Below are 24,069 nucleotides of genomic sequence, written 5' to 3' on the forward strand. Positions count from 1 at the left end.
GCAACCGCCTCGGCGGTCTCTTCGCTCTTCACCGACCCGGTTGCGTCCGATTCAGCGGCTTCGGGAGCAGCGGCTTCAGCGGCGGGCGCTTCGGCTTCGGATTCCGGTGCCGGGGCGGCGGCTGCTGCGGCGGCGGCTTCTTCGGCCTCTGCCAGCTTCGCGGCCTTTTCTTCGGCGCGTTCCTTGGCCTTTTCGCCGGGTTCGGCCTTCTTGGGGTTGCTCCGCGCGGTGCGTTCCTTGACGCCCGCAGCGTCGAGGAAGCGGGCGACGCGATCGGTCGGCTGCGCGCCCACCGAAATCCAGTGCTTCGCGCGCTCGGCGTCGAGCTTCACGCGCTCAGGATTGTCCTTGGCAAGCAGAGGGTTGTAGCTGCCGATGCGCTCGATGAAGCGGCCATCGCGCGGGGACCGCGAATCGGCAACGACGATCTTGTAATAGGGACGCTTTTTCGAACCGCCGCGTGCGAGGCGAATGGAGGTAGCCATGAATAATTCCTTCTACGTCTGATCTTCAAATGCGGGTTAAATCATTTCTTCTTGTTGAGCAGGTTGGCGAGATCGGGGGGCATGCCGCCGCCACCGAGGCCGGGCAGACCGCCTCCCATTCCGCCGCCGCCAAGCCCCGGCATTCCGGGAATGCCGCCGCCGCGCCCGAACAGCGCGCCGAGGCCCTTGAGGCCGCCCATCTTGCGGATCTTCTTCATCGCGGTGGACATTTCCTGGTGCATCTTCAGCACCTTGTTCACCTGTTGCACCGTCGTGCCCGACCCGTTGGCGATGCGGATCTTGCGCTTGGCGTTGATGATTTCGGGCTTCGCGCGCTCCTTCGGCGTCATCGACCCCATGATCGCATCGAAGTGAACGAGCATCTTGTCGTCGGCGCCGCCCGCGGCCATCGCCGCCTGCGCCTTCTTGATCCCCGGGATCATCCCCGCGAGCGCGCCGAGGCCTCCCATGCGGCGCATCTGATTCAGCTGCGTGCGAAGGTCGTTGAGGTCGAACTGACCCTTGGCCATCTTGGCCGCCATCGCTTCGGCTTCGTCCGCCTGGATCGTTTCGGCGGCGCGCTCGACCAGGCTGACCACGTCGCCCATGCCAAGGATGCGGCCCGCGATACGCGACGGCTGGAACAACTCGAGCCCGTCGAGTTTCTCGCCCGTGCCCGCGAACTTGATCGGTTTGCCGGTGACCGCGCGCATCGACAGCGCGGCGCCGCCGCGCGCATCGCCGTCCATGCGCGTCAGGACGACCCCGGTGAGCGGCACCTGATCCGTGAAGCGCTGCGCGACCTGGACCGCGTCCTGACCGGTCAGGCTGTCGACGACGAGCAATGTTTCGGCCGGGTTCGCCGTGCGCGACACCGCCTGCATCTCGTCCATCAGTTGCTGGTCGACGTGGAGCCGGCCCGCAGTGTCGAGCATCAGCACGTCATAGCCCTGAAGCTTCGCGGCCTGCAACGCGCGCTGCGCGATTTCGACCGGCTGCTGGCCGACAATGATCGGCAAGGTCGCGACATCGATCTGCTGACCAAGCACGGCAAGCTGTTCCTGCGCGGCGGGGCGATTGACGTCGAGCGACGCCATCAGCACCTTCTTGCGCTCCTTTTCCCTGAGACGCTTGGCGATCTTTGCCGTCGTGGTGGTCTTACCCGATCCCTGAAGGCCGACCATCATGATCACCGCGGGCGGGGCGACCGCCAGATCGAGTTCGGCGGTTTCGGAGCCGAGCATTTCGGTCAGCGCGTCATTGACGATCTTGACCACCTGCTGCCCCGGCGTGACCGAGCGCAGGACATTCTGGCCGATCGCGAGTTCGGTGACCTGATCGACGAAGCTGCGCACGACGGGCAGCGCGACATCGGCCTCGAGCAACGCGATTCGTACCTCGCGCATCGCGGCGCGCACGTCGGCCTCGGTCAGCGCGCCGCGACCGCGGAGCTTCCCGAAAACATCGCCAAGCCGATTGCTCAGACTGTCGAACATGCGCCCAAAATCCCTTCTGACAGCCCGCAACGCAAAAGACGCCGGTGAGCGAAACCTCGCCAACCAGCGGCTATCCGTGGACAGATGTTCCGTCGCGGATGTCGATATGCCCCGGCGCAAGATACGCCCGAACGTCGCGGCCCCTACAGCAAGAACCGCGCCAAGGCAAGGCAAAGGGACGGAGCCGCACTTAACCCAAATTTCACCGCTTCGCCCGCATAAGGCGGGTCGAGGGTGGGCCAAGTTCATATGTATTCGACGCCAAAGTCACTGGACCGCAGCGAGGGCGCCAGACGCGACATCATCACCGGAGGCATCGTCGTTGCCGCGACCTTGCTGTTCATCGGCACGGGCGGCAATGTCATGCAGGCGGTCGTTCGCGCGCTGATCGGGATCGGCGGCGGACCCGACCGGGTGCTGGCGACCGCGCTGGTGCTCAACATCGCGCTGATCCTCTTCGGCTGGCGCCGCTACAATGATCTCAACCGCGAAATCCGCGAGCGCACCGAGGCCGAGCAGCGCGCACGATATCTTGCCGACACCGACCCGCTCACCGGCTTTCTCAACCGCCGCGCGCTGCTGGTGAAGGGCCAGCGGATGATTGCCGAAGCCGTGGCCGAAAAGCGCGAGGTCGCGCTGTTCCTGCTCGACCTCGACCATTTCAAGACGGTGAACGACATCCACGGTCATGCCGCGGGCGACCGCGTGCTGCAGGTCGCGGCCGAACGCATCGCCGCCGTGCTTCCGCCGAACGCCACCAAGGCGCGGCTCGGCGGCGACGAGTTCGTCGCGATGATGGCATTCGACCCTTCGGCGCGCGGCGACATCGACGCGCTGGCGGCAGAACTGGTCACCGCGCTGGACAACCGGATCATGCACGACGCGCAGCAGATCCGCATCGGCGCCTCGCTCGGCATCGCGCTGGCAAGCGACGGCGGCGTCTCGATGGACACGATGGTTCGTCAGGCCGACATCGCCATGTATCATGGCAAGGACGAAGGGCGGAACCGCCATGTCTGGTTCGAACAGGGCATGGAAATGGCGGTGCAGGTGCGCAACCAGATCGAAACGGGCATTCGCGAAGGCATGCCGCGCGGCGAGTTCGTGCCACACTTCGAGCCGCAGGTTGACATCGCGTCGGGCCGCCTCGTCGGATTTGAAATGCTGATGCGCTGGGAATCGCCCGAACATGGCCTGATTCCGCCCGAACGCTTCATTCCGGTTGCCGAGGCAAGCGGGCTGATCGGGGAATTGTCGCTGCGCGTGATCCGCGACGCGATGGACATCGCAAAACGCTGGGATCCGTCGATCATCCTCGCCGTCAATATCTCACCGCAGCAGTTGAAAGACCCCTGGTTCAGCCAGAAGCTCACCAAGCTGCTCGTCGAAACGGGTTTCCCCGCGGCGCAGCTCGAGGTCGAGATCACCGAAAGCTCGCTGTTCGAAAATCTGCCGCTCGTCCGCTCGATCGTCACCAGCCTCAAGAATCAGGGGGTGTCGCTGAGCCTCGACGATTTCGGGACTGGCTACAGTTCGCTGTCGCATCTCCGCGCGCTGCCCTTCGACCGGATCAAGATCGACCGCAGTTTCGTCACCGCAATGCGCGGCAGCCCCGACGCGCAGGCGATCGTCCTCGCGATCGTCCGGCTGGGCGAAAGCCTGGCGATGCCGATCACCGCCGAGGGCGTCGAGGATGAGGCGACCGCGATCGAATTGACGCGGCTCGGCTGCGCGAAAGGGCAGGGCTGGCATTTCGGCCGCGCCGCATCGGCCGCCGACACCGAGCGCCTGCTCGCCGACCGCGGGCTGCTGCGCGATCCAGTGGGGGCGGCGCCGACGCAGGGCGCCGACGCGGAAGGGTTGCTGCGCAAGACCGCTTGATTCCGGCGCCTCGCCTAGACTTCGCGCGTCCGCGCCCTTACATGCGCGGACTATGGCAGATCGCTTCACCAAGATGCATGGGCTTGGCAACGACTTCGTCGTGATCGACGCGCGCGTGGCGCCGGTCGAGATGACGCCGGCGCGCGCGCATGCGATCGCCGACCGGCGCCACGGCATCGGGTGCGATCAGCTGATCCTGCTCGAACCCTCGACCAGCGCGGACGTGAAGATGCGCATCTTCAACGCCGATGGGGGCGAGGTCGAGGCGTGCGGCAATGCGACGCGCTGTGTCGCGACGCTGATCGGCAAGCCCGCGGTGATCGAGACGCTGGCGGGGATGCTGCGCGTCACCCCCGCCGACGGCGGCGCCGAGGTCACGCTGGGTGAACCCGTCTTCGACTGGGACCATATCCCGCTCGCGATGCCGATGGACACGCGCGACATGCCTGTCGCGTGGGACGAGCTGGAACATGGCGCCGCGGTCAATGTCGGTAATCCGCACATCGTCTTTTTCGTGCCGGAAGCCGATGCGGTTGCGCTCGATCAACTGGGTCCGCGGATCGAGACCGACCCGCTGTTCCCCGAGCGCGTCAATGTCAACGTCGCGAGCCTCGACGGCGAGAATCAGCTGCAATTGCGCGTCTGGGAACGCGGTGTGGGGCTCACGCAGGCGTGCGGCACCGGCGCCTGCGCCACTGCGGTCGCCGCGATCCGTGCCGGACTGGTGCGGTCGCCGGTGACCGTCGCGCTGCCCGGCGGTGATCTGGTCATCCGCTGGGCACCCGGCGAACCCATCGTGATGAGCGGCGCCGCGACACGCGTGTTCGACGGCGAAACCGACTGGGCACAGTTCGGATGAACGCAGAACTCGCCGACCGCGTGGAGGTCGTCAATTTTGGTTGCCGGCTCAACATCGCCGAGGGCGAGGCGATTCGTGCGGCCGTGAAGGCCGCGGGCGCGCGCGATATGATCGTCGTCAACAGCTGCGCGGTGACCGACGAAGCGGTGCGGCAGGCGCGGCAGGCGGTGCGCCGTGCGCTGCGCGAGCGACCGGACGCCGAGGTGGTGGTGACGGGGTGCGCGGCGGAACTGGAGGCCGGGCGCTTTGCCGCGATGGGCGCGCGGGTCGTGCGCAATGATGTCAAGGGGCTGATCGGGAGCTATGGAAACACCGTTTCCCCGCGAAGGCGGGAACCCATCTCCGACGGGCTCGAAATGGCACCGGCTGGTGATGGCCCCCCGCCTTCACGGGGGAACAAGGATTTTTTCAGCGGGGTGCGTCCCTTCACCCCCGCCCTCTCTGGCGCAGATCATGCGCGCGCCTTTCTCGGCGTCCAGACGGGCTGCTCGCACAGCTGCACCTTTTGCGCGACGGTGCTGGCACGCGGCGCCGCGCGGTCGGCGACCGTCGAAACGGTCGTCGACGCCGCGCGCACGGCGCTGGGCCGCGGCCAGCGTGAGATCATTCTGACGGGGGTCGATCTTGCCAGCTATGGCGATGACAGCGGCACCAGCCTGGCTGCGCTTGTCGAGGCCCTGCTCGCGCTCCCGGTCGAGCGCCTGCGCCTCTCCTCGCTCGACCCCGACCGGATCGACGAGCGCCTGTTCGCGCTGCTGACCGGGGAATCGCGCGTGATGCCGCACGTCCACCTGTCGTTGCAGGCCGGCGACGACATGGTGCTGACGCGCATGAAGCGCCGCCATCGCCGCGCCGATGCCGTGCGCCTGATCGAACGACTGAAGGCGGCGCGCGCGGAGATCGCCATCGGCGCCGACCTGATCGCGGGTTTTCCGACCGAAGATGAAGCGATGTTCGCGAACTCGCTGGCGCTGATCGACGATTGTGACGTCGTTTTCGGCCATATCTTCCCCTACAGCCCCCGCGCCGGCACCCCGGCGGCGCGGATGCCGCAGGTCGGCCGCGCCATCGCGCGCGAACGCGCCGCGATGCTGCGCGAAGCCAATGCACGGCGGCGCCGGGACTGGCTGGACACGCAGGTCGGCCGCACGGCGGCGATGCTCGTGGAGCGCGACGGGAAAACCGGCCATGCCGAAAACTTTGCCGCGCTGACGCTAACCGCGCCCGCGGCGCCCGGCACCATCATCGACGTGCGCCTGATCGCGCGCGACGGCGACCGCATGGTCGCCACTCCCGCAGAAGCAAAGGATATTGCCGCATGACCGGCAAAAGCTGGAGCGAAAGACTGCTCGGCGGCTTTCGTCGCACCTCCGAACGGCTCGGCGAAAATCTCGCGGGCCTCACCGGCAAGGCGCGGCTCGACGAGGCGGATCTCGACCGGATCGAGGAAGCGCTGATCACCGCCGACCTCGGCCCCGCCATGGCGGCGCGCATCCGCGATCGGCTCGCCGAGCGCCGCGACGTCGCCGCGAACGGCACCGAGGAACTGCGCCAGATCGTCGCGGACGAAATCGCCGCGGTCCTGCGCCCCGTCGCCGAACCGCTCGACATCGACGCCTTCCCGCGGCCGCAGGTCATCCTCGTGATCGGGGTCAACGGATCGGGCAAGACGACCACCATCGCCAAGCTCGCGCATCTGTTCCAGGAACAGGATTATGGCGTGATGCTCGTCGCGGGCGACACGTTCCGCGCCGCGGCGATCGGACAATTGAAAATATGGGCCGAACGGCTGGGCGTGCCGATCATGGCCGGGCCCGAGGGCGGCGACAGCGCGGGCATTGTGTTCGACGCGGTGAAGCGGGCGACCGCGACCGGCATCGACGTGCTGATCGTCGACACCGCCGGGCGCCTCCAGAACAAGCGCGAGCTGATGGACGAGCTGGCAAAGATCAAGCGCGTGCTCGGCCGCCTCAACCCCGCGGCGCCGCACGATGTCGTGCTGGTGCTCGACGCGACGACAGGACAGAATGCGCTCTCGCAGATCGACGTGTTCCGCGAGGTTGCGGGCGTCACCGGCCTTGTCATGACCAAGCTCGACGGCACCGCGCGCGGCGGGGTGCTCGTTGCCGCGGCCGAGCGCCACGGCCTTCCCATCCACGCGATCGGCATTGGCGAGACGATGGAGGATTTGCGCCCCTTCGACGCCGACGAGATCGCTGGAATCATTGCAGGAAATATAAGATGAGCGACGTGCTTCCCAGCGGCCCCGAGCCGGTTCCAGCGCCGCCGCCCGCCAAGCATGGCTGGCTCAATTTCGCGATCGATTTCGGGCCGCTGCTCGTCTTTTTCCTGGCCTACAAACTGTCGTCGGGTGGCGAAGGCGCCTTCGCGGCGACGACCGCAGCGATCAAGGGCACGGCCGCCTTCATGGTCGCCATCGTCATCGCAATGGCGGCGTCGAAATGGAAGCTCGGAAAGATTTCGCCGATGCTGTGGATGTCGAGCATCCTTGTCCTCGGCTTTGGCGCGCTCACCATCTGGTTCCACGACGAACGCTTCATCGTGATGAAGCCGACGATCATCTATGGCGCCTTTGCCGCGATGCTGCTTGGCGGCTGGTGGTTCAAAAAGCCCATGCTCAAATATCTGCTGCAATCGGCGCTCGAAGGGCTGACCGAAAAGGGCTGGCTGCTCCTGTCGCGCAACTGGGGTATCTTCTTCGCCGCGCTCGGCATCGCCAATCATGGGATGTACGAACTGATCCAGGCGAAACAGATGAGCTTCGACCTGTGGCTGACGATCAAGGTATGGGGCGTGACCGCCCTTTCCTTCCTCTTCACGCTGAGCCAGGTGCCGGTGATGCTGAAGAACGGCCTCGCCGTGGCTGAGGGTGCTACCGACAAAAGTTGATGCCGCCCCGCATCGCTGGCATAGCTGCGGCACGGCACCGGGTCGCACGCGGCGCCGCGATAATTTGGGGGAACTGCCATGGACAAGTTTTTCGGTAATCTGCATGCCGTCCTGGGCGCCGGACTGGTGCTCGCGATCATATTGATGCTCGGCCTCAACGGCCAGAATTTCGAGGACGGGGTTGCGGCGGGCAATGCGATCATGCGCTGGCTGCACACCTTTTTCGGCGTGCTGTGGATCGGGCTGCTCTATTATTTCAACTTCGTCCAGATACCGACGATGCCCAAGATTCCGGCCGAGCTGAAACCCGCAGTCGGCAAGCATATCGCGCCCGCCGCGCTGTTCTGGTTCCGCTGGGCGGCGCTTCTTACCGTATTGTTCGGCCTCGCGATCGCCGGCCACGCCCAATATCTGGCGCCCGCGCTGGCGCTGCAGGAGCCGTACAAGCTGATCGGCGTCGGCATGTGGCTGGGCCTGATCATGGCGTTCAACGTCTGGTTTCTGATCTGGCCCAACCAGAAAAAGGCACTGGGCATCGTCGAGGCCGACGACGCGACGAAAGCGAAGGCGGCGAAGACCGCGATGATCTTTTCGCGGACCAACACGCTGCTGTCGATCCCGATGCTCTACGCTATGGTGAATTTCAGCTGAGCTTTGTTCCCCTCCCGCTGTGCGGGAGGGGAGATTCTTACCCCTCCACCGCCGCCTTGTGCATCCGGCCGTTCATCACATAGTGGGCGACGCCCATCTGCATGCCCGCGGCCTGCGGATCGTCGATCTCGCGCACCCGGCGCGCCGGCGATCCCGCCCAGAGTTCGCGGTCGGGGATTTCCTTGTTTTCGGTGAGCAGCGCCCCCGCGGCGAGCATCGCGTCGCTGCCGATGCGGCACCCGTTCATCACCGTCGCCTTGAGGCCCACGAACGCGCGGTCCGCGAGCGTGCAGCCGTGGACCATCGCCATATGGCCGATCAGCACATCCTCGCCGATGATCGTCGGAAAGCCCTCCGGCCGGTGCGGCATCGGTCCATCGCAATGGACGACGCTGCCGTCCTGGATGTTCGACCGCGCGCCGACGACAATATGGCTGACATCGGCGCGCAGAACGCAATTATACCAGATGCTGACGTCGGGTCCGATCGTCACGTCGCCGATGATCCGGCAACCGGGCGCGATGAAGGCGCTGGGGTCGATCCGTGGTGCCTTTCCGCCCACGCTGATGATGCTGACATCGGAACGAATCATTCGTCGCGGCCTCCGATCACATTCTTCCAGATGAGCACGGGCAGCGTCGAGGCATAATCGTCGGTCCAGCGCTCGAAACCGGCTTTGGCAGCCAGCGGCACCCACGCGCCATCGGCAGGGGATTCGTCGCGCGGACGGATCCCGCCGGTGAGTTGCCGCATCCGGTCGGGCGTCGCGGTGAGCGCAACCCAGCTCGACGCGGTCAGGTCGTCATAGTCGCTGCCGCTCGCGGGGCCGGGGTCCATGCGGATCGCCGCGCTCCAGCCGCGCGCCTTCGCTTCGGCCGCGAGCACGGGCTCCAGCGCGAAAAAGCGGTTGGAGATATGGATGAGCAGGACGCCATCGGGCTTCATCGCGCGCGCATAAATGCCGATCGCCTCGCTGGTCAGCAGGTGGAGCGGAATCGCGTCGGACGAAAAGGCGTCGATGACGACAATGTCGAAGCGCCCCGGCGGCTGGTTCGCGAGTTGAAGCCGCGCGTCGCCGATGACGATCGCCGCATCGGGAGCGCAGTCCGACAGAAAGGTGAACTTGTCGGGATCGCGCGCGATGTCCACCATCACGGGATCGATCTCGAAAATCGTCCAGTCCTGCCCCGGCTTGCGGTAACAGGCGAGCGTGCCGGCGCCGAGCCCGACGATCGCGACCGCCGCGTCGGAACCCGCGAGCGTTTCGGCCTGCGCGAGCGTCAGGCCAACTCCCGATTGGGGGCCATAATAGGTCGTCGGCTGGCGGCGTTGTTCCGCATCGGTGCGCTGAAGCCCGTGAAGCGTCGTGCCATGCGCAAGCCGCCGCTGGTTGGCATGCGGATAGTCGGTGACCGTGTAGACGCCGAAATAGCTGCGCACGCGCGCGCCCGTGAAGCTTTCCCGGATCGTGTCCCAGCCACCGACACCGATCATCAGCAACGCCAGCACCGACACATAGGCCCAGCGCCATCCGATGACGAGGATGCCGATGACGAAGATGGCGATGCCCCATGCGGCAATGTCGCCGTCGGCGCGCCCGGTCCATCGTTCGACCATGTTCCACGCGGCAAGCGCGGCGATCGCAACGAGCAGCGCCGCCGACGCCCGCGCCGTTTTGGGTTCAAGGCCCAGCCACTTGTCCCAGGGGAAAAGCGTCGGCAGGGGCAACAGCAAGCCCGCAGCGAGGATCAGCAGCGGATGTTCATACACCCAGTCGAAAAGGAGCGGCGCGAACAAGGCGGCAAACAAGCCGCCGAGCACACCGCCCGCCGACATGAGCAGATAGAAAAGCGTCAGATGCCGGGCAGCGGGCCGCAGGTAATAGAGATAGCCGTGGAGCGCGGTCGCGACGATGAAGAGCATCGCCAGGCTGGACAGCGCAATCGTCATCGACCCGCCGCCCGAACTCAAAAGCCCGAGCCCGCCGACGGAAAGCAGCACGATCGGGGCGAGCAGCGCGATGATCTCGGTCGGCCGCTCGAAGCGCGAAAAGGCGATGACGAAGCTGAACAGATAGAGGCCCAGCGGCAACACCCAGAGCAAAGGCATCGCGACGATGTCGGTGGTGAGGTGCGTCGTCGTCGACAGCATCAGCCCCGACGGCACCGCGGCGATCAGCAGCCAATGAAGCTGGCGCCGGAGCGAGGGGCGCGGCGCGTCGGCCGGTTCGTCGAGCTGTACGCCGCTGGCTCCGTGCCAACGCGCGGCCGCCGCCGCGACGACGAGCAGCACAAGCAGCGCATAACCGGCGCTCCAGCCCCAGCTCTGCGCCGCCAGCGGCATGTTGGGCTCGACCAGCGCGGGATAGCTGAGCAGCCCCGCAAAGCTGCCGAGGTTCGAGGCGGCATAGAGATAATAGGGATCGCCGGCTTTCGGGTCGGCGGCGAACCAGCGCTGCATCAGCGGCGCCTGCGCCGATACGACAAAAAAGACGGGGCCGATCGACGCGAAGAGGAGGAGCGGCACCCACAGCGCCTCCTGTCCCGGCCCCGGCGGCGCAATCGCGGCGATACCGATCGGCAGCCAAAGCGCCGCAACGAGAAAGAGCGCAAGATGGATGATCGCCTGTCGCCGCAGGCTGAAACGCCCGAGCCAGTGCGCATAGGCATAGCCGCCGAGGAGCAGCGCCTGATAGACCAGCATCGCGCTGTTCCACACCATTGGCGCACCGCCCAGCCTTGGCAGGACCATGCGCGCGACCATCGGCTGCACCATGAAGAGGAGGAAGCTGCCGACAAGGATCGTCAGCACGAACAGCCAGCGGCGCGGCGGAGATGTTGCGATCATCGCGTCAGGCGCCAAGCAGCCGCGCCGCGTGGAGCGCGTGGTAACTGAGCACCCCCGACGCCCCCGCGCGGCGAAAAGCGAGCAGGGTTTCGAGGAGGATCGCATCGCGGTCGCCCGCACCCGCGACCGCCGCAGCCTCGATCATCGCATATTCGCCCGACACCTGATAGGCGTAGACGGGGACCGCGAAATTGTCCTTCACCGCGCGGACGATGTCGAGATAGGGCAGGCCGGGCTTGACCATCACGCTGTCGGCGCCCTCGGCCAGATCCTGCGCGACCTCGCGCAAGGCCTCCGCGCTGTTCGCGGGGTCCATCTGATAGGTCTTCTTGTCGCCCTGCAATAGCCCGCGCGATCCGACCGCGTCGCGGAAGGGACCGTAAAAGGCCGAGGCATATTTGGCGGCGTAGCTCATGATCTGGACATGGCCGAAGCCTTCGGCTTCGAGCGCCCGCCGGATCGCGCCGATGCGGCCGTCCATCATGTCGCTGGGCGCAATGATGTCGGCACCTGCGCGCGCCTGGTTGAGCGCCTGCCCGACCAGCACCTCGACCGTTTCGTCGTTGAGCACATAGCCGCTGTCATCAACGAGTCCGTCCTGTCCGTGGCTGGTATAGGGATCGAGCGCCACATCGGTGAGAACGCCGATGTCGTCGCCGAGCGCCTGCTTGATCGCGGCGGTGGCGCGGCACATGAGATTGTCCGGATTGAGCGCCTCGCCGCCGTCCGCGCTGCGCCGCTCCGCCGGCGTATAAGGAAAGAGGGCCAGGCACGGGATGCCCGCGGCGACGGCGTCGCGGGCGCGATCGACAAGGCGGTCGACCGACCAGCGCGACACGCCGGGCAGGCTGGCAATGGATTCCTCGGTTTCCGATCCGTCGCAGACGAACAGCGGCCAGATGAGATTCGCGGGCGACAGCTGCGTTTCGCGCACCATCGCGCGGCTCCAACGGGTGCGGCGCGTGCGGCGCAGACGCAGGTCGGGGAAAGCGGCGTGGGTCATGCGCGCTGCATAGCGGCCCAGCCGCGCGGGGCAAATGGTTCTTCTAAAGCCCTTCCCCTTCAGCGGAGGGCATGTCCCTTCAGATGCCCTCGCCCGCCCGCTTCGACGCCACATCGGCCAGACTGCCGAGCTTTGGCCCTTCGATCTGCCGGAGCGCCATCGGGGCAAGCGCCGCACCCGGTGCGATCGCGGTCAATTCGCGGATACGCGCGCGGAAAGCGGCGAGTTCCTTTCCTTCGAGCAGGGCGCGGGTCACGAAGGTCACTGACGATGGATTGACCGCGCGGCCGTTGCGATACAGTTCATAATGAAGGTGCGGGCCGGTCGACAGGCCGGTCGAGCCGATATAGCCGATCACCTGACCGCGGCTGACGCGCTGGCCCGGTCGCACCGCAATACGGCTCATATGGCCATAGCCGGTGCCGAGGCCATTGCCGTGATTGAGCCGGACATAATTGCCATAACCGCCGTTGCGGCCCGCCAGCGCCACGACGCCGTCGGTCACAGCATGGATGGGCGCGCCATAGCCGCCGGCGAAATCGATGCCGCTGTGCATCCGCCGGTAGCCAAGGATCGGGTGACGGCGCATCCCGAAGGTCGAGGTGATGCGGCCGTTGGTGGGCCGCGCCATTCCCCCGCGCTGCTGTCCGACGCCCGACGCCTCGAACCATCGCGAGCGTCCGTCCGACGTCCATTCGAGCATCGACAGCCTGGGCCTGCCGCCGCGGATCAATCCGGCATAGAGCAGCCTGCCCGTTTCGCTTTCGCCCGTTTCGGCACGGCGATGCTCCACGATAATGTCATATTCGTCGCTTGCCTGAATGTCGCTGCCAACCGAAATCTGCTGGCCGATGACGCGCAGATAGGACTGGATCGCCTGCGGCGGCGCCCCGGCGGCGCGCGCCGATCGATAGAGGCTGTCGCCGACCCGACCGCGAATGCGCAGCGGCGTCGCATCGACCGCGATCGGGATGCGACGCAGGACGAGCTGGCCGCCGACGCGTTCCATCTCGATCCTGAGATCGAAGCGCGCGCGCATCGCCAGCGCATCGAGGGGGCGCGGCATCGTGCGCGACGCGCGGCGTCCGAGGATGAGGTCGATGCGCGTTCCCGGCGCGATGTCGGCGAGCGGCACGGCGCCCGATACCTTGTCGGCGATTGCCTGCGCCTCGGCGCTGCCGACACCCGACCGTTCGAGCAGGCGCGCAAAACTGTCGCCGCGCCCCAGCGTCGCGGTGAGCTCGATCTGCGGCCGTTCCGGCGTCTGGGTCAGCGGGCGGACTGCGTCGGTCGCCGCCATATGGCGCCCCGTGTCGCCGCCCAGCGCGAGCGGCACGATCATCTGGGCGCGCGCCTCGTTGAAATCGGCGGGGTCAAGCGCGGGCGTCGTCGCCACCGTCAGCGGGCGCAGGCCCGGAAAGGTGGCGACCGCACTTCCGCACAGCAACGTCAATGTCGCGAGCCCGCGCCACCATTCGGCCGATCCGATGTTGCTGCCAAGATCGGGAACGAGATCGAGCTGCGCCAGCCGGTCGCGCCAACCGGGCGGGTCGGCCGAATCGCCGCCGACCCGCCGCAACGGGATCGCCTGCGACATCGTCAGGGCGGCCGCATTGCCGGGCATCCCCGCGATGGGTTCGTGACGCTGGAACAAAAGCAACCCCCGCCCGGCAGCCCCCTTCGCACCGGCTGCCGAAAGATAGTATCGAAGGTTCGTGTGTAAAGAAAGGTCGTTAAAGTCAATTTAATGGGTCGGGCAATGTCCCGCGTTGCGACGGGCCGTTACGCCGCCGGGACAATATGCGGGCATGGACGGAAAAATCGCGCGGCCACGCACCTATCCGACGATCCCCTGTTGCGCGGCGTGCCCGCCCATGCCAGCTTGGTCCCAAGACAATGACTCCCTCTTTCTCCCAGCCGGTCAAGGCTGTCCTTGGCCCCACCAACACCGGCAAAACCCATTTGGCGGTCGAACGCCTGACGGCTCATGCAAGCGGCATGATCGGCTTTCCGCTGCGCCTGCTCGCGCGCGAGGTCTATGACCGCGTCGTGGCGATCAAGGGCGCGGCCGATGTCGCGCTGATCACCGGCGAGGAACGGATCATGCCGGCGCAGGCCCGCTACCTGCTCGGCACGATGGAGGCGCTCCCCGTCGAGCGCGACGTCGCCTTCGTCGGAATCGACGAGGCGCAGCTCGGCGCGGATCCCGAGCGCGGGCATGTCTTCACCGACCGGCTGCTGCGCGCGCGCGGGCGCGAGGAAACGATGATCCTGGGATCGGCGAGCATCCGCGGTCTCGTCCGCGACCTTGTGCCCGACGCCGAGATCGTCACGCGGCCGCGCTTTTCGACCCTGAGCTATGCCGGATCGTCGAAGCTCTCGCGCCTTCCCAAACGATCGGCGATCGTCGCCTTTTCGGCCGAGGAAGTCTATGCGATCGCCGAGATGCTGCGCCGCTTTTCCGGCGGCGCCGCGGTCGTCATGGGCGCGCTCAGCCCCAGGACACGCAATGCACAGGTCGCGATGTTCGAGGCGGGCGAGGTCGATTATCTCGTCGCCACCGACGCGATCGGCATGGGGCTGAACCTCGATGTCCGCCACGTCGCCTTTGCCAGCCTGCAGAAGTTCGACGGCCGCCGCCTTCGCCGCCTGACCATCGCTGAAATGGCGCAGATCGCCGGGCGCGCCGGGCGCCATCAGCAGGACGGCAGTTTCGGAACCGTCGGGTTGCCACAGGGCGGTTTCACGCCTGAGGAGATTGCCGCGATCGAGGGGCATCATTTCCCGCCGGTGCCGAACCTGTTCTGGCGCGAGCCCAACCCGCGCTTCGGCTCGCTCGACCAGCTTCTCGCCGACCTCGCGCGACCGCCGGTACAGGCCGGACTGCGCGCGGCTCCCGAAGCGGTCGACTTTGCCGTGCTGAAGCATCTGGCAAGCGACATGGACGTGCGCGCGCGGGGCAGCGATTTCGATGCCGTCCAGCGCCTCTGGGACGTCTGCGGCCTTCCCGATTTCGAGCAACTGGGCGCGGAACATCACAGCCGCACCGTGTTCAAGCTGTGGCAATGGCGCACGAGCGGCGACGGGATGATCGACCCCGACTGGTTCGCGCGGCGTCTCGCCCGGCTCGACGATGTCGAGGGCGATATCGACCAGCTGGCGAGCCGCATCGCCGCGGTCCGCACGCTCTGCTTCATCGCGCAGCGCGGCGACTGGATCGCGGGCGGCGCGGGCTGGGCCGAGCGGACGCAGGCGCTCGAATCGCGGCTGTCCGACGCGCTGCACGCCGCGCTCGCGCAGCGCTTCGTCGACCGGCGCCTCGCGCTGCTGCTGCGCGACGCGGGGCAACGCGGCAACAGCCTGCCCGTCGCGGTCGGCGCCGACGGCACCGTCGCGGTCGATGGCGAGCCGATCGGCACGCTGAGCGGCTTTCAGTTCAAGGTCGATCCGGTGGCCAAGGCGAGCGATCACCGGATGCTGCTCGCCGCAGCCGAAAAGCATTTGCGCGGCGAGCTGGCGCGCCGCGCGATGGCGCTTGCCGAAGGCGACGACAGCGCGCTGTCGCTGGTCGCTGAACCGGGGAGCCCGCCGCGCCTTGCCTGGCACGGCCATGTCATCGCCACGCTCGCGCGCGGGCCGACGCTGGTTCAGCCGGCGATCCAGCTCGACCCTTCGCTGCGTCGGCTCGAACCTGCACAGGTGCAGGCAATGGCCGACCGGCTCCAGCGCTTCGTCGCCAGCCAGCTCGCGCGCCACGCCGCCCCGCTCGCGGCGATGGGGGAGGCCGCGGGCGACCTGTTCACCCCGCCGCGCGTCCGCGCGCTGCTTGCCGCGCTCACCGACAACAGCGGCACGATCGGCCGCGCGGCGGTCGAGGAGCAATTGACCGCGCTGACCGCCGACGAACGGCCACTGCTGCGAAAACTGGGCCTCACGATCGGTTCGCTCGACATTTTCCACCCGCAGCTGCTGAAGCCCGAGGCGGTGCGCTGGCGCGCGGCATTGATCGCGGCGCAGCAGGGAAGCCCGATTCCGCCGCTGCCGCCGCACGGCGCGGTACTCCAGAAAAGCGGCAGCCACGCCGGGCTGGCCATCGCGGGGTTTCGCCGTTGCGCGTCGGGCTGGCTGCGCATCGACATGGCCGAAAAACTCGCGCGGCAGGCGCATGCCGCGCGGATGCAGGCCGCGGCGCCACCGACCGCACCGATTGCCGGTGGCGATGATCATCATCACGACGACGCCGCAGAAGAGGGGCATGGCGCGCTGCCGTCCGGCTTCGTGATCGATCCCGCGCTCGCCACCTCGCTCGGTCTCGACGAGGAAACGCGCCGCGCACTGCTCGGCAGTTTCGGCTTTCGCAGCGTCGGCGAACCGGCGTTGCAGCGCTGGCGCTGGTCGGGACTGCGCAAGGCGGCAGACAAACGCCACCGACGCAAGACGCGCGGCAAGACCGCCGACGCGCCGCCGCAGGCCAAGGTGAATGGCGATGCGCGCCGCACGCCGACGAAGCAGGCGAAGGCGAAGCGGGCCAAGCCCGGCAATCCGCGCGGCGACACCCCGCGCCCGCCGCGGCGCGACCGGCCCGACCGGCGCGGCCCCTCGCCCAACAGCCCCTTCGCGGGCCTCGCCGCGCTGCTAGCCGACGCGCGCAAGGACTGACGCGCCAATGGCCAGCCCCGGCGCCGCAGGCAGCATCCGGCTCGACAAGCTGCTGTGGTTCCTGCGGTTCGCGCGTTCGCGCAGCATCGCGCAGGCGATGGTCGCCGCGGGGCATATCCGGCTCGACGGACGCCGCGTCTCCCGTTCGTCCTGCGCGGTCCAGGCGGGGGCGACGCTGGTGCTGCCGGTCGGCGAGCGGATCGAGGTGATCCGGCTCGTTTCGCTGCCGCTGCGCCGCGGCCCGGCGACCGAGGCGCAGGCCTGCTACGTCCGCCTCTCCGCCACCACCGGGTCAGCGGCTATCGGCGGCGATGGAAATGCTTTGCACGCCGAAGCGCTCGATCGCGCTAACCAGTGAGAGTGATTCGCAACTGTCGCTTAGCGTTGACGCGCCGCCTTTCAGCGGCATAGAGGCGAGCCAATATGACATCCTGACGGCCCGATCGCCGTCACTTGAGGGAGCCGGAAGCCCATGACCTATGTCGTCACCGATGCCTGCGTGCGGTGCAAATATATGGACTGTGTCGAGGTGTGCCCCGTCGACTGTTTCTATGAGGGCGAGAACATGCTCGTCATCAACCCGAACGAGTGCATCGACTGCGGCGTGTGCGAACCCGAATGCCCCGCCGAGGCGATCCTGCCCGACACCGAAAGCGGCCTCGAAAAGTGGCTGGAAGTGAACAGCAAGTTCAGCGCCGAATGGCCGAACATCACGGTGAAGAAAGAAACCCCCGCCGACGCCGACGAATATAAGGGCGTCGAGGGCAAGTTCGAGAAGTTCTTTTCGCCCGAACCGGGTGAGGGGGACTGATCGTCGCGAAACGACACCATGCCGGGGCGGGACATCCCGCCCCTTTTTTTGCCCTCTTGAAACCACTCCGCTTGGCGCCGATGTAGGGCGCCGGAGGGACAGCCCGCCGGTCCTCGGCCGGGTAACCCGATAATCGACAAGGACTCATTCGCATGATCGACCCGCTCGCCGCCCTTGTTCCCGTCGTCGTCGAGCAGACGAGCCGCGGCGAACGCAGCTTCGACATCTTTTCGCGCCTGCTGCGCGAACGGATCGTCTTTGTAACGGGCGAGGTCGAGGACAATATGGCCTCGCTGATCGTCGCCCAGCTCCTGTTCCTCGAATCGGAGAATCCGAAGAAGGACATCTATATGTACATCAACTCGCCGGGCGGCGTCGTCACGGCGGGCATGGCGATCCACGACACGATGCAATATATCCGCCCGCGCGTCGGCACCGTGTGCATCGGCCAGGCGGCGTCGATGGGCAGCTTCCTGCTCGCCGCGGGCGAGCCCGGAATGCGCGTTGCGCTGACCAATGCCCGCGTCATGGTCCACCAGCCGTCGGGCGGCGCGCGCGGCATGGCATCGGACATCGAAATCCAGGCCAAGGAAATCCTGCGCATCCGCAAGCGGATGAACGATCTCTATGTCAAATATACCGGCAAGTCGCTGAAAGATATTGAAAAAGCGATGGACCGCGACACGTTCCTCGAAGCCGACGAGGCCAAGGAATTCGGCATCGTCGATCATGTTTACGACCGCCGCCCCGCCCTGCCCGGCGACGACGCGCCGAGGGATGTGAGCGAAGGGCCGACGCCCTGAGTCGATAAGATTGTCGCACCGGCCGGTTAGCCCAAGACAAGGCGCTTAACCGCGTTTGTTGACGGCCGCTTGGCGAGTTGGCGTCAGGCGGGACATTGCGCCCATGTCGCCCAATTGCCATATTGTAATTGGGTAGCCGGGGGCTAGGATAAGGATGGCACCGCCATTTCGGCGCCTGCCAGAGGATGATTTATGACGAAATTGAGCGGCTCGGACAGCAAGAGCACTCTTTACTGCTCCTTCTGCGGCAAGTCGCAGCACGAAGTCCGCAAGCTGATTGCCGGGCCCACCGTGTTCATCTGCGACGAATGCGTCGAGCTGTGCAACGACATCATCCGCGAAGAGATCAAGGGCGGGGTCGCGGCGCGCAAGGATGGCGCGGTCCCGACGCCGCTCGAAATCTGCCAGCATCTCGACGCCTATGTCATCGGCCAGAACAAGGCGAAGCGCGTCCTGTCGGTCGCGGTCCACAATCATTACAAGCGGCTTGCCAATTCGGGTCGCGGCGAGGACGTGGAGCTTGCCAAGTCGAACATCCTGCTCGTCGGCCCCACGGGCAGCGGCAAGACGCTGCTCGCGCAGACGCTCGCGCGCTTCCTCGACGTGCCCTTCACCATGGCCGACGCGACGACGCTGACCGAGGCGGGCTATGTCGGCGAGGATGTCGAGAATATCATCCTCAAGCTGCTGCAATCATCCGACTATAATGTCGAAAAGGCGCAGCGCGGCATCGTCTATATCGACGAAATCGACAAGATCAGCCGCAAGGCCGAAAATCCCTCGATCACCCGCGACGTGTCGGGCGAAGGCGTGCAGCAGGCGCTCCTGAAGCTGATGGAGGGCACGACCGCGAGCGTGCCGCCGCAGGGCGGGCGCAAGCATCCCCAGCAGGAGTTCCTGCAGGTCGACACGACCAACATCCTGTTCATCGCGGGCGGCGCCTTCGCCGGCCTCGAAAAGATCATCGGCGACCGCCTGCAGGGCAAGTCGATCGGTTTCGGCGCGCATGTCGCCGGCCCCGACGAGCGCCGCGCGGGCGAAGTGCTGAAACAGATCGAGCCGGAGGATCTGCTGAAGTTCGGGCTGATCCCCGAATTCGTCGGCCGCCTGCCGGTCATCGCGACGCTCGAGGATCTGGACGTCGACGCGCTGGTCAAGATATTGGGCGAGCCCAAGAATGCGCTGGTCAAGCAGTATAAGAAGCTGTTCGACCTGGAGGAGGTCGCGCTGACCTTCACCGACGACGCGCTGGTCGCGGTCGCCAAAAAGGCGATCGAACGCAAGACCGGCGCGCGCGGGCTGCGCTCGATCGTCGAGGCGATCCTGCTCGACACGATGTTCGACCTGCCCGACCTGACCGACGTGGTCGAGATCGTCGTCGACAAGGATGTCGTCGAAGGACGCAAGGATCCCGTGCGCGTCTATGCCGACAAGGCGAAGGAAGCGGCGGGCGACGCCGCCTGATTCGAGTCGCCCGCGGCGTTCGCGCAAGCCCCTATGTTGCATCGCAGCAACAGTGGCCGCGAAAAATGCACCGGCGCCGGTTCATGAAATCGGATGCGATACGGAAATCCGGGCTTTTCTGACCGGCGCGCCCGGCAAGCGCCGCTCCCGGCTTGCACTGTAACAATTGCTGTCACAATCGTGCCACATGCGGGCTTCAGGGGCGCTCGCAGGTCTTGGCGCGCCCCTTTTCGTGCGCCTGCCGATCGCATCAATAGGGGACATCCTGATATGAAACTTCGTTATTCGATCGCGGCGAGCCTGATGGCCATCAGCGCCGCGACTGTCGTTGCCGCGCCGGTACAGGCGCAGGAAACCAGTTCTTCCGTTCGCGGCACCGTCGAGTCGGCCAGCGGCCCGGTTTCGGGCGCCAGCGTCACCATCACTCATGTTCCGTCGGGTACGGTCGCTCGTTCAACGACCGACGCATCGGGGAACTTCAGCGCCAACGGCCTTCGCGTCGGCGGCCCCTTTACCGTCGAAGTGACCGCCGAAGACTATGAGTCGGCGCAGGTCACCGACCTCTTTCTCCAGGCCGGTCAACCCTATCGCCTGCCAATCGTTCTCGAAGATGCCGCGATCGTGGTTACCGCCTCGTCGGTCGGTGGCGCGCTCGAACAGTCGAACGGCCCGATTACGGCACTGGGTCGCGAGGCCATCGAAGGCGTCGCCTCGATCAACCGCGATATCCGCGACCTTGCGCGCCGCGATCCGTTGGTCACCATGGACCTGACCAACGCACGCACGATCGAAGTGGCTGGCAACAATGGTCGTCTCAACCGCTTCTCAGTTGACGGCGTGCAGTTCAGCGACGACTTCGGTCTCAACAACGGTGGCCTGCCGACGTCGCGTGGCCCTGTGCCGTTCGACGCAATCGAACAATTTTCGGTCAAGGTTGCGCCCTTCGATATCGCCGAGGGCGACTTTCAGGGCGGCGCAATCAATGTGGTGCTTCGCTCCGGCGGCAACAAGTTCCACGGCGGCGCTTTCTTCACCTATACCGACGACAGCCTGACCGGCAACCGTACGCGCGGCCGCGATATCTCGTTGGACTTCGACAGCAAACAATATGGCGCCAATATCAGCGGGCCGATCATCAAGGACAAGCTGTTCTTCATGTTCGCTTATGAAAAGACCAAGGAAACCGATCCTTTCGACGACGGTTTCGGCCCCGGCTTTGCCAATCAGGTTCCCGGCCTGACACAGGCGGTGATCGACCAGGTCAGCAGCGTCGCACAATCGCGCTACGGATACGACACGCTCGGCCTGTCGCCCAACGCGGTCGAGGAAGACGAGAAGATTATCGGCAAGCTCGACTGGAATATCAGCGACACCCAGCGTGCCTCGCTGACCTATATTCGCAACGTGGGCACGCAGCAGTTCCAGCAGAATACGTTCCTGACGTCGCCCTTTGCGCTCGGTTTCCAGTCGAACGGCTATGAGCTGGCCGAAGAAGTCAATACGGGCATCTTCGAGTTGAACTCGACCTGGTCGGACCAGTTCTCGACCACCTTCCGCGCCTCGTATCGTGATTATAACCGCGACCAGACCCCGTTCGGAGGCCGCGACTTTCCTCAGATGGAAGTCTGCACCGACGCGACCTCGGCCGGGTCGGCCACCAGCTGTAACGGCACGCGTCTGTTTTTCGGTCCCGATGTGAGCCGTCATTCGAACGACCTGAACACGGAAAACCTGTCGTTCGACTTCACCGCGCGCCTCGACGCCGGCGATCATTCGCTGCGCTTCATGGCCGGCTATACCGATGTGAGCGTGTTCAACCTGTTCCTGCAACGTTCGCTCGGTGACTTCTATTTCGACAGCCTCGCCGATTTTGCGGCGGGCAACGCCAATCGCCTGCGCTATGCGAACGCGGTGCCCAGCCTGGACCCGAACGATGCCGCGGCCAGTTTCGGCACGCAAAACTACACGTTCGGCATTCAGGACGACTGGCAGGCTACCCCCGACCTGACGCTGTCGTTCGGGATACGCTATGACCTGTTCGGCAACGACGCCAAGCCGCCGCTCAACCCGAATTTCCTCGCTCGTTACGGTTTTCACAACCGCGAGACCTTCAACGGCCGCGATGTGATCCAGCCACGCTTCGGCTTCAACTGGCAGGCGACCGACAAACTGATCGTTCGCGGCGGTGTCGGCATCTTCTCGGGCGGCACGCCCGACGTTTTCCTGTCGAACAGCTTCTCGAACACGGGCCTCCTGACCAATCTTGTCGATATCAACCGCTCAAACTGCGCCGCTTCCGCAACCTGCGACGCGCTGAACGGAATCGACGACGGGACGATCCCGGCAAGCGTCAACGACTTCCTGGCGCGCAACACCGGGTCGCTTGCGCTGGCCCCGACCGACAATATCGATCCCAAGCTGAAGATCGCGCGCAAGTGGAAGGCTTCGCTGCAGGCCGATTATGAAATCGGTGACGGCTGGTTCGTGGGCGGGCAATTCCTGTACGACAAGAACATCTATGGCTATACTTGGACAGATTTGCGCTCGGTGCCGATCGGCACGCTGCCCGATGGCCGCACCCGCTATGGCCCGTTTGGCGGCGTCGCAACGACCAACCGCGACCTGCAACTGACCAACAGCGAACGCGGCCGCGCCTTCTTCGCGACGGCACGTTTCTCGAAGGCGTTCGACTTCGGCCTGACACTCGATGGCAGCTACACCTATTCGAACGTGAAGGACGAAGGGGCGCTGACCTCGTCGACCGCCTCGTCGAATTACGGCAACAACGCCTTCGTCGATCCCAACCGCGCCGCCTATGGCCGCTCGATCTACGAATACACCCACCAGTGGAAGGGCGGCATCGACTTCAAACGCGAGTTCTTCGGCGACAACGAAACGCGGATCAGCCTGTTCGGCGAATATCGTTCGGGCCGTCCGTACAGCGTCACCATGCTCGACAACAGCGGTGGTCGCGGGGCTGTGTTCGGCACAGTCGGCAACCTCGGCAACATGCTGCTATACGTTCCGACGGCCGGAGGCGACCCGAGGGTTACGTTTGATTCGGCCGCCAGCGAAGCTGCGTTCAACACGCTGATTTCGGAACTCGGCCTCGAAAAATATCGCGGTCGGATAGTGAAGAAGAACAGCCAGACTTCGCCCGACTTCTTCAAGGTCGATCTGCATGTCAGCCAGGAAATCCCTGCCTTCGTCGGCGATGCGAAGTTCAAGCTGTTTGCCGATGTTGAAAATGTGCTGAACCTGATCGACAGCGATTGGGGTTCGCTTCGTCAGGTTTCCTTCCCGTATAATGCCGCAATCGTCCGCGTGGCCTGCGCGGCGACCAGCGGGACCAACTGCACCCAGTATCAGTACAGCAACGTGCGGGCACCCAACCAAGTGCTCACCAGCCGCGTGTCGCTGTACGGCGTCCGCGTCGGCGTGCGGGTCAACTTCTAGCCCGACAGGCCTTTGGTCCAAAAAAACGGGGCGCGGGAGGTCACTCCCGCGCCCCTGTCTTTTTCCGCAACGTCGGCGCCGCCGTCTTGGGCTGGTACCGGCAAAGGTCCGCGACCGGGCAGCGCCAGCATTCGGGGGTGCGTGCCTTGCAGATATAGCGGCCGTGGAGAATCAGCCAGTGGTGCGCGCCGACGCGGAAGGGCGCGGGCGTGCCTTTCTCGAGTTTTTTCTCGACCGCGAGCACCGTATTCCCCGGCGCCAGCCCGGTGCGGTTGCCGACGCGAAAGATGTGCGTATCGACCGCAAAGGTCTCCGCCCCGAAAGCGCAGTTCATCACGACATTGGCGGTCTTGCGTCCGACGCCGGGCAGCTTTGTGAGCGCATCGCGGTCGGCGGGCACTTCGCCGCCATGGTCGCGGATCAGCATTTCGCTGAGCGCAATGACATTTTTCGCCTTGGCGTTGAACAGCCCGATCGTCCTGATATGCTGTTTGAGGCCCTCCTCGCCCAGATCGAGCATCTGTTGCGGCGTCTTCACCGTTTCGAACAATTTGCGCGTCGCCTTGTTCACCCCGACGTCGGTTGCCTGCGCCGACAATACGACCGCGACGAGCAGCTGATAGATGTTGCCGAATTGCAGCTCGGTCTCGGGACTGGGGTTCAGTTCGGCGAGGCGGCGGTAGAATTCAAAGATGTCGCTGCGTTTCATCGCTTGGCTCCGGCGCGCGGCCGAAGCGCCGCCCG

Annotated in this window: 18 protein-coding genes and 1 pseudogene; 12 read left to right on the top strand and 7 right to left on the bottom strand. The window is 65.8% G+C overall.

All coding sequences use genetic code 11. The annotated features are described in order from the left end of the window. Nucleotides 1-47: 47 nt before the first annotated feature. Together rpsP and ffh are read right to left on the bottom strand one after the other, a co-directional pair. Nucleotides 48-485 (bottom strand): annotated as a pseudogene (gene rpsP / locus SALA_RS13880) (30S ribosomal protein S16); the annotation flags it as partial. Between the two features lie 41 nt (nt 486-526). Continuing rightward, a complete protein-coding gene (ffh, locus tag SALA_RS13885; protein WP_011542998.1) occupies nt 527-1,981 on the bottom strand; it encodes a signal recognition particle protein in 1,455 nt (484 codons plus the stop codon). Between the two features lie 249 nt (nt 1,982-2,230). Here ffh and SALA_RS13890 point away from each other — a divergent pair, with 249 nt between their 5' ends. The 6 genes from SALA_RS13890 to SALA_RS13915 all read left to right on the top strand — a co-directional run bounded on the left by SALA_RS13890 (nt 2,231) and on the right by SALA_RS13915 (nt 8,282). After that, the gene (locus tag SALA_RS13890; protein ID WP_011542999.1) at nt 2,231-3,862 is read left to right on the top strand and encodes a putative bifunctional diguanylate cyclase/phosphodiesterase; all 1,632 of its coding nucleotides are present in this window, start codon (nt 2,231-2,233) and stop codon (nt 3,860-3,862) included. Between the two features lie 52 nt (nt 3,863-3,914). After that, nucleotides 3,915-4,721, top strand: coding sequence for a diaminopimelate epimerase (dapF, locus tag SALA_RS13895; RefSeq protein WP_011543000.1), 807 nt, complete (start codon nt 3,915-3,917; stop codon nt 4,719-4,721). Further along, nucleotides 4,718-6,043: a MiaB/RimO family radical SAM methylthiotransferase gene (locus SALA_RS13900; protein WP_011543001.1), complete on the top strand. Its 1,326-nt coding sequence runs from the start codon at nt 4,718-4,720 to the stop codon at nt 6,041-6,043. Before dapF ends, SALA_RS13900 begins: the two co-directional genes overlap by 4 nt. Next, the gene (ftsY, locus tag SALA_RS13905; protein ID WP_011543002.1) at nt 6,040-6,966 is read left to right on the top strand and encodes a signal recognition particle-docking protein FtsY; all 927 of its coding nucleotides are present in this window, start codon (nt 6,040-6,042) and stop codon (nt 6,964-6,966) included. The genes SALA_RS13900 and ftsY overlap by 4 nt, the downstream gene beginning before the upstream one ends. After that, a complete protein-coding gene (locus tag SALA_RS13910) occupies nt 6,963-7,631 on the top strand; it encodes an inner membrane-spanning protein YciB (protein ID WP_011543003.1) in 669 nt (222 codons plus the stop codon). Before ftsY ends, SALA_RS13910 begins: the two co-directional genes overlap by 4 nt. Before the next feature lie 78 nt (nt 7,632-7,709). Then, nucleotides 7,710-8,282, top strand: a complete 573-nt coding sequence (locus SALA_RS13915) for a urate hydroxylase PuuD (RefSeq protein WP_011543004.1) — start codon at nt 7,710-7,712, stop codon at nt 8,280-8,282. A gap of 37 nt (nt 8,283-8,319) precedes the next feature. Here the strand turns inward: SALA_RS13915 and SALA_RS13920 are convergent, their stop codons facing one another. The 4 genes from SALA_RS13920 to SALA_RS13935 all read right to left on the bottom strand — a co-directional run bounded on the left by SALA_RS13920 (nt 8,320) and on the right by SALA_RS13935 (nt 13,756). Further along, nucleotides 8,320-8,874: a gamma carbonic anhydrase family protein gene (locus SALA_RS13920; RefSeq protein WP_011543005.1), complete on the bottom strand. Its 555-nt coding sequence runs from the start codon at nt 8,872-8,874 to the stop codon at nt 8,320-8,322. Then, nucleotides 8,871-11,129 carry a spermidine synthase gene (locus SALA_RS13925; protein ID WP_011543006.1) on the bottom strand — a complete coding sequence of 753 codons (2,259 nt, stop codon included), beginning with the start codon at nt 11,127-11,129 and terminating at the stop codon, nt 8,871-8,873. The genes SALA_RS13920 and SALA_RS13925 overlap by 4 nt, the downstream gene beginning before the upstream one ends. 4 nt (nt 11,130-11,133) lie before the next feature. After that, nucleotides 11,134-12,132, bottom strand: a complete 999-nt coding sequence (gene hemB / locus SALA_RS13930) for a porphobilinogen synthase (protein WP_011543007.1) — start codon at nt 12,130-12,132, stop codon at nt 11,134-11,136. A 79-nt stretch (nt 12,133-12,211) separates the two neighbouring features. After that, nucleotides 12,212-13,756 (bottom strand): M23 family metallopeptidase, encoded by a 1,545-nt coding sequence (locus SALA_RS13935; RefSeq protein ID WP_049754758.1) that lies wholly within the window; start codon nt 13,754-13,756, stop codon nt 12,212-12,214. 272 nt (nt 13,757-14,028) lie between these two features. Here SALA_RS13935 and SALA_RS13940 point away from each other — a divergent pair, with 272 nt between their 5' ends. The 6 genes from SALA_RS13940 (at nt 14,029) to SALA_RS13965 (ending at nt 23,325) form a co-directional block, all read left to right on the top strand. Then, nucleotides 14,029-16,791, top strand: coding sequence for a helicase-related protein (locus tag SALA_RS13940; RefSeq protein ID WP_011543009.1), 2,763 nt, complete (start codon nt 14,029-14,031; stop codon nt 16,789-16,791). Nucleotides 16,792-16,798: 7 nt separating this feature from the next. Next, nucleotides 16,799-17,149, top strand: a complete 351-nt coding sequence (locus tag SALA_RS13945; RefSeq protein ID WP_011543010.1) for an RNA-binding S4 domain-containing protein — start codon at nt 16,799-16,801, stop codon at nt 17,147-17,149. Between the two features lie 114 nt (nt 17,150-17,263). After that, the gene (gene fdxA / locus SALA_RS13950) at nt 17,264-17,602 is read left to right on the top strand and encodes a ferredoxin FdxA (RefSeq protein WP_011543011.1); all 339 of its coding nucleotides are present in this window, start codon (nt 17,264-17,266) and stop codon (nt 17,600-17,602) included. Between the two features lie 152 nt (nt 17,603-17,754). Further along, nucleotides 17,755-18,405, top strand: coding sequence for an ATP-dependent Clp protease proteolytic subunit (locus SALA_RS13955; RefSeq protein WP_011543012.1), 651 nt, complete (start codon nt 17,755-17,757; stop codon nt 18,403-18,405). A 192-nt stretch (nt 18,406-18,597) separates the two neighbouring features. After that, nucleotides 18,598-19,869: an ATP-dependent Clp protease ATP-binding subunit ClpX gene (gene clpX / locus SALA_RS13960; RefSeq protein ID WP_011543013.1), complete on the top strand. Its 1,272-nt coding sequence runs from the start codon at nt 18,598-18,600 to the stop codon at nt 19,867-19,869. 270 nt (nt 19,870-20,139) lie between these two features. Next, a complete protein-coding gene (locus SALA_RS13965; RefSeq protein ID WP_011543014.1) occupies nt 20,140-23,325 on the top strand; it encodes a TonB-dependent receptor in 3,186 nt (1,061 codons plus the stop codon). A gap of 40 nt (nt 23,326-23,365) precedes the next feature. Here the strand turns inward: SALA_RS13965 and nth are convergent, their stop codons facing one another. Beyond that, a complete protein-coding gene (nth, locus tag SALA_RS13970; RefSeq protein ID WP_011543015.1) occupies nt 23,366-24,034 on the bottom strand; it encodes an endonuclease III in 669 nt (222 codons plus the stop codon). Between the last annotated feature and the right edge of the window lie 35 nt (nt 24,035-24,069).

This window comes from Sphingopyxis alaskensis RB2256, from assembly GCF_000013985.1.
GTDB lineage: Bacteria > Pseudomonadota > Alphaproteobacteria > Sphingomonadales > Sphingomonadaceae > Sphingopyxis > Sphingopyxis alaskensis.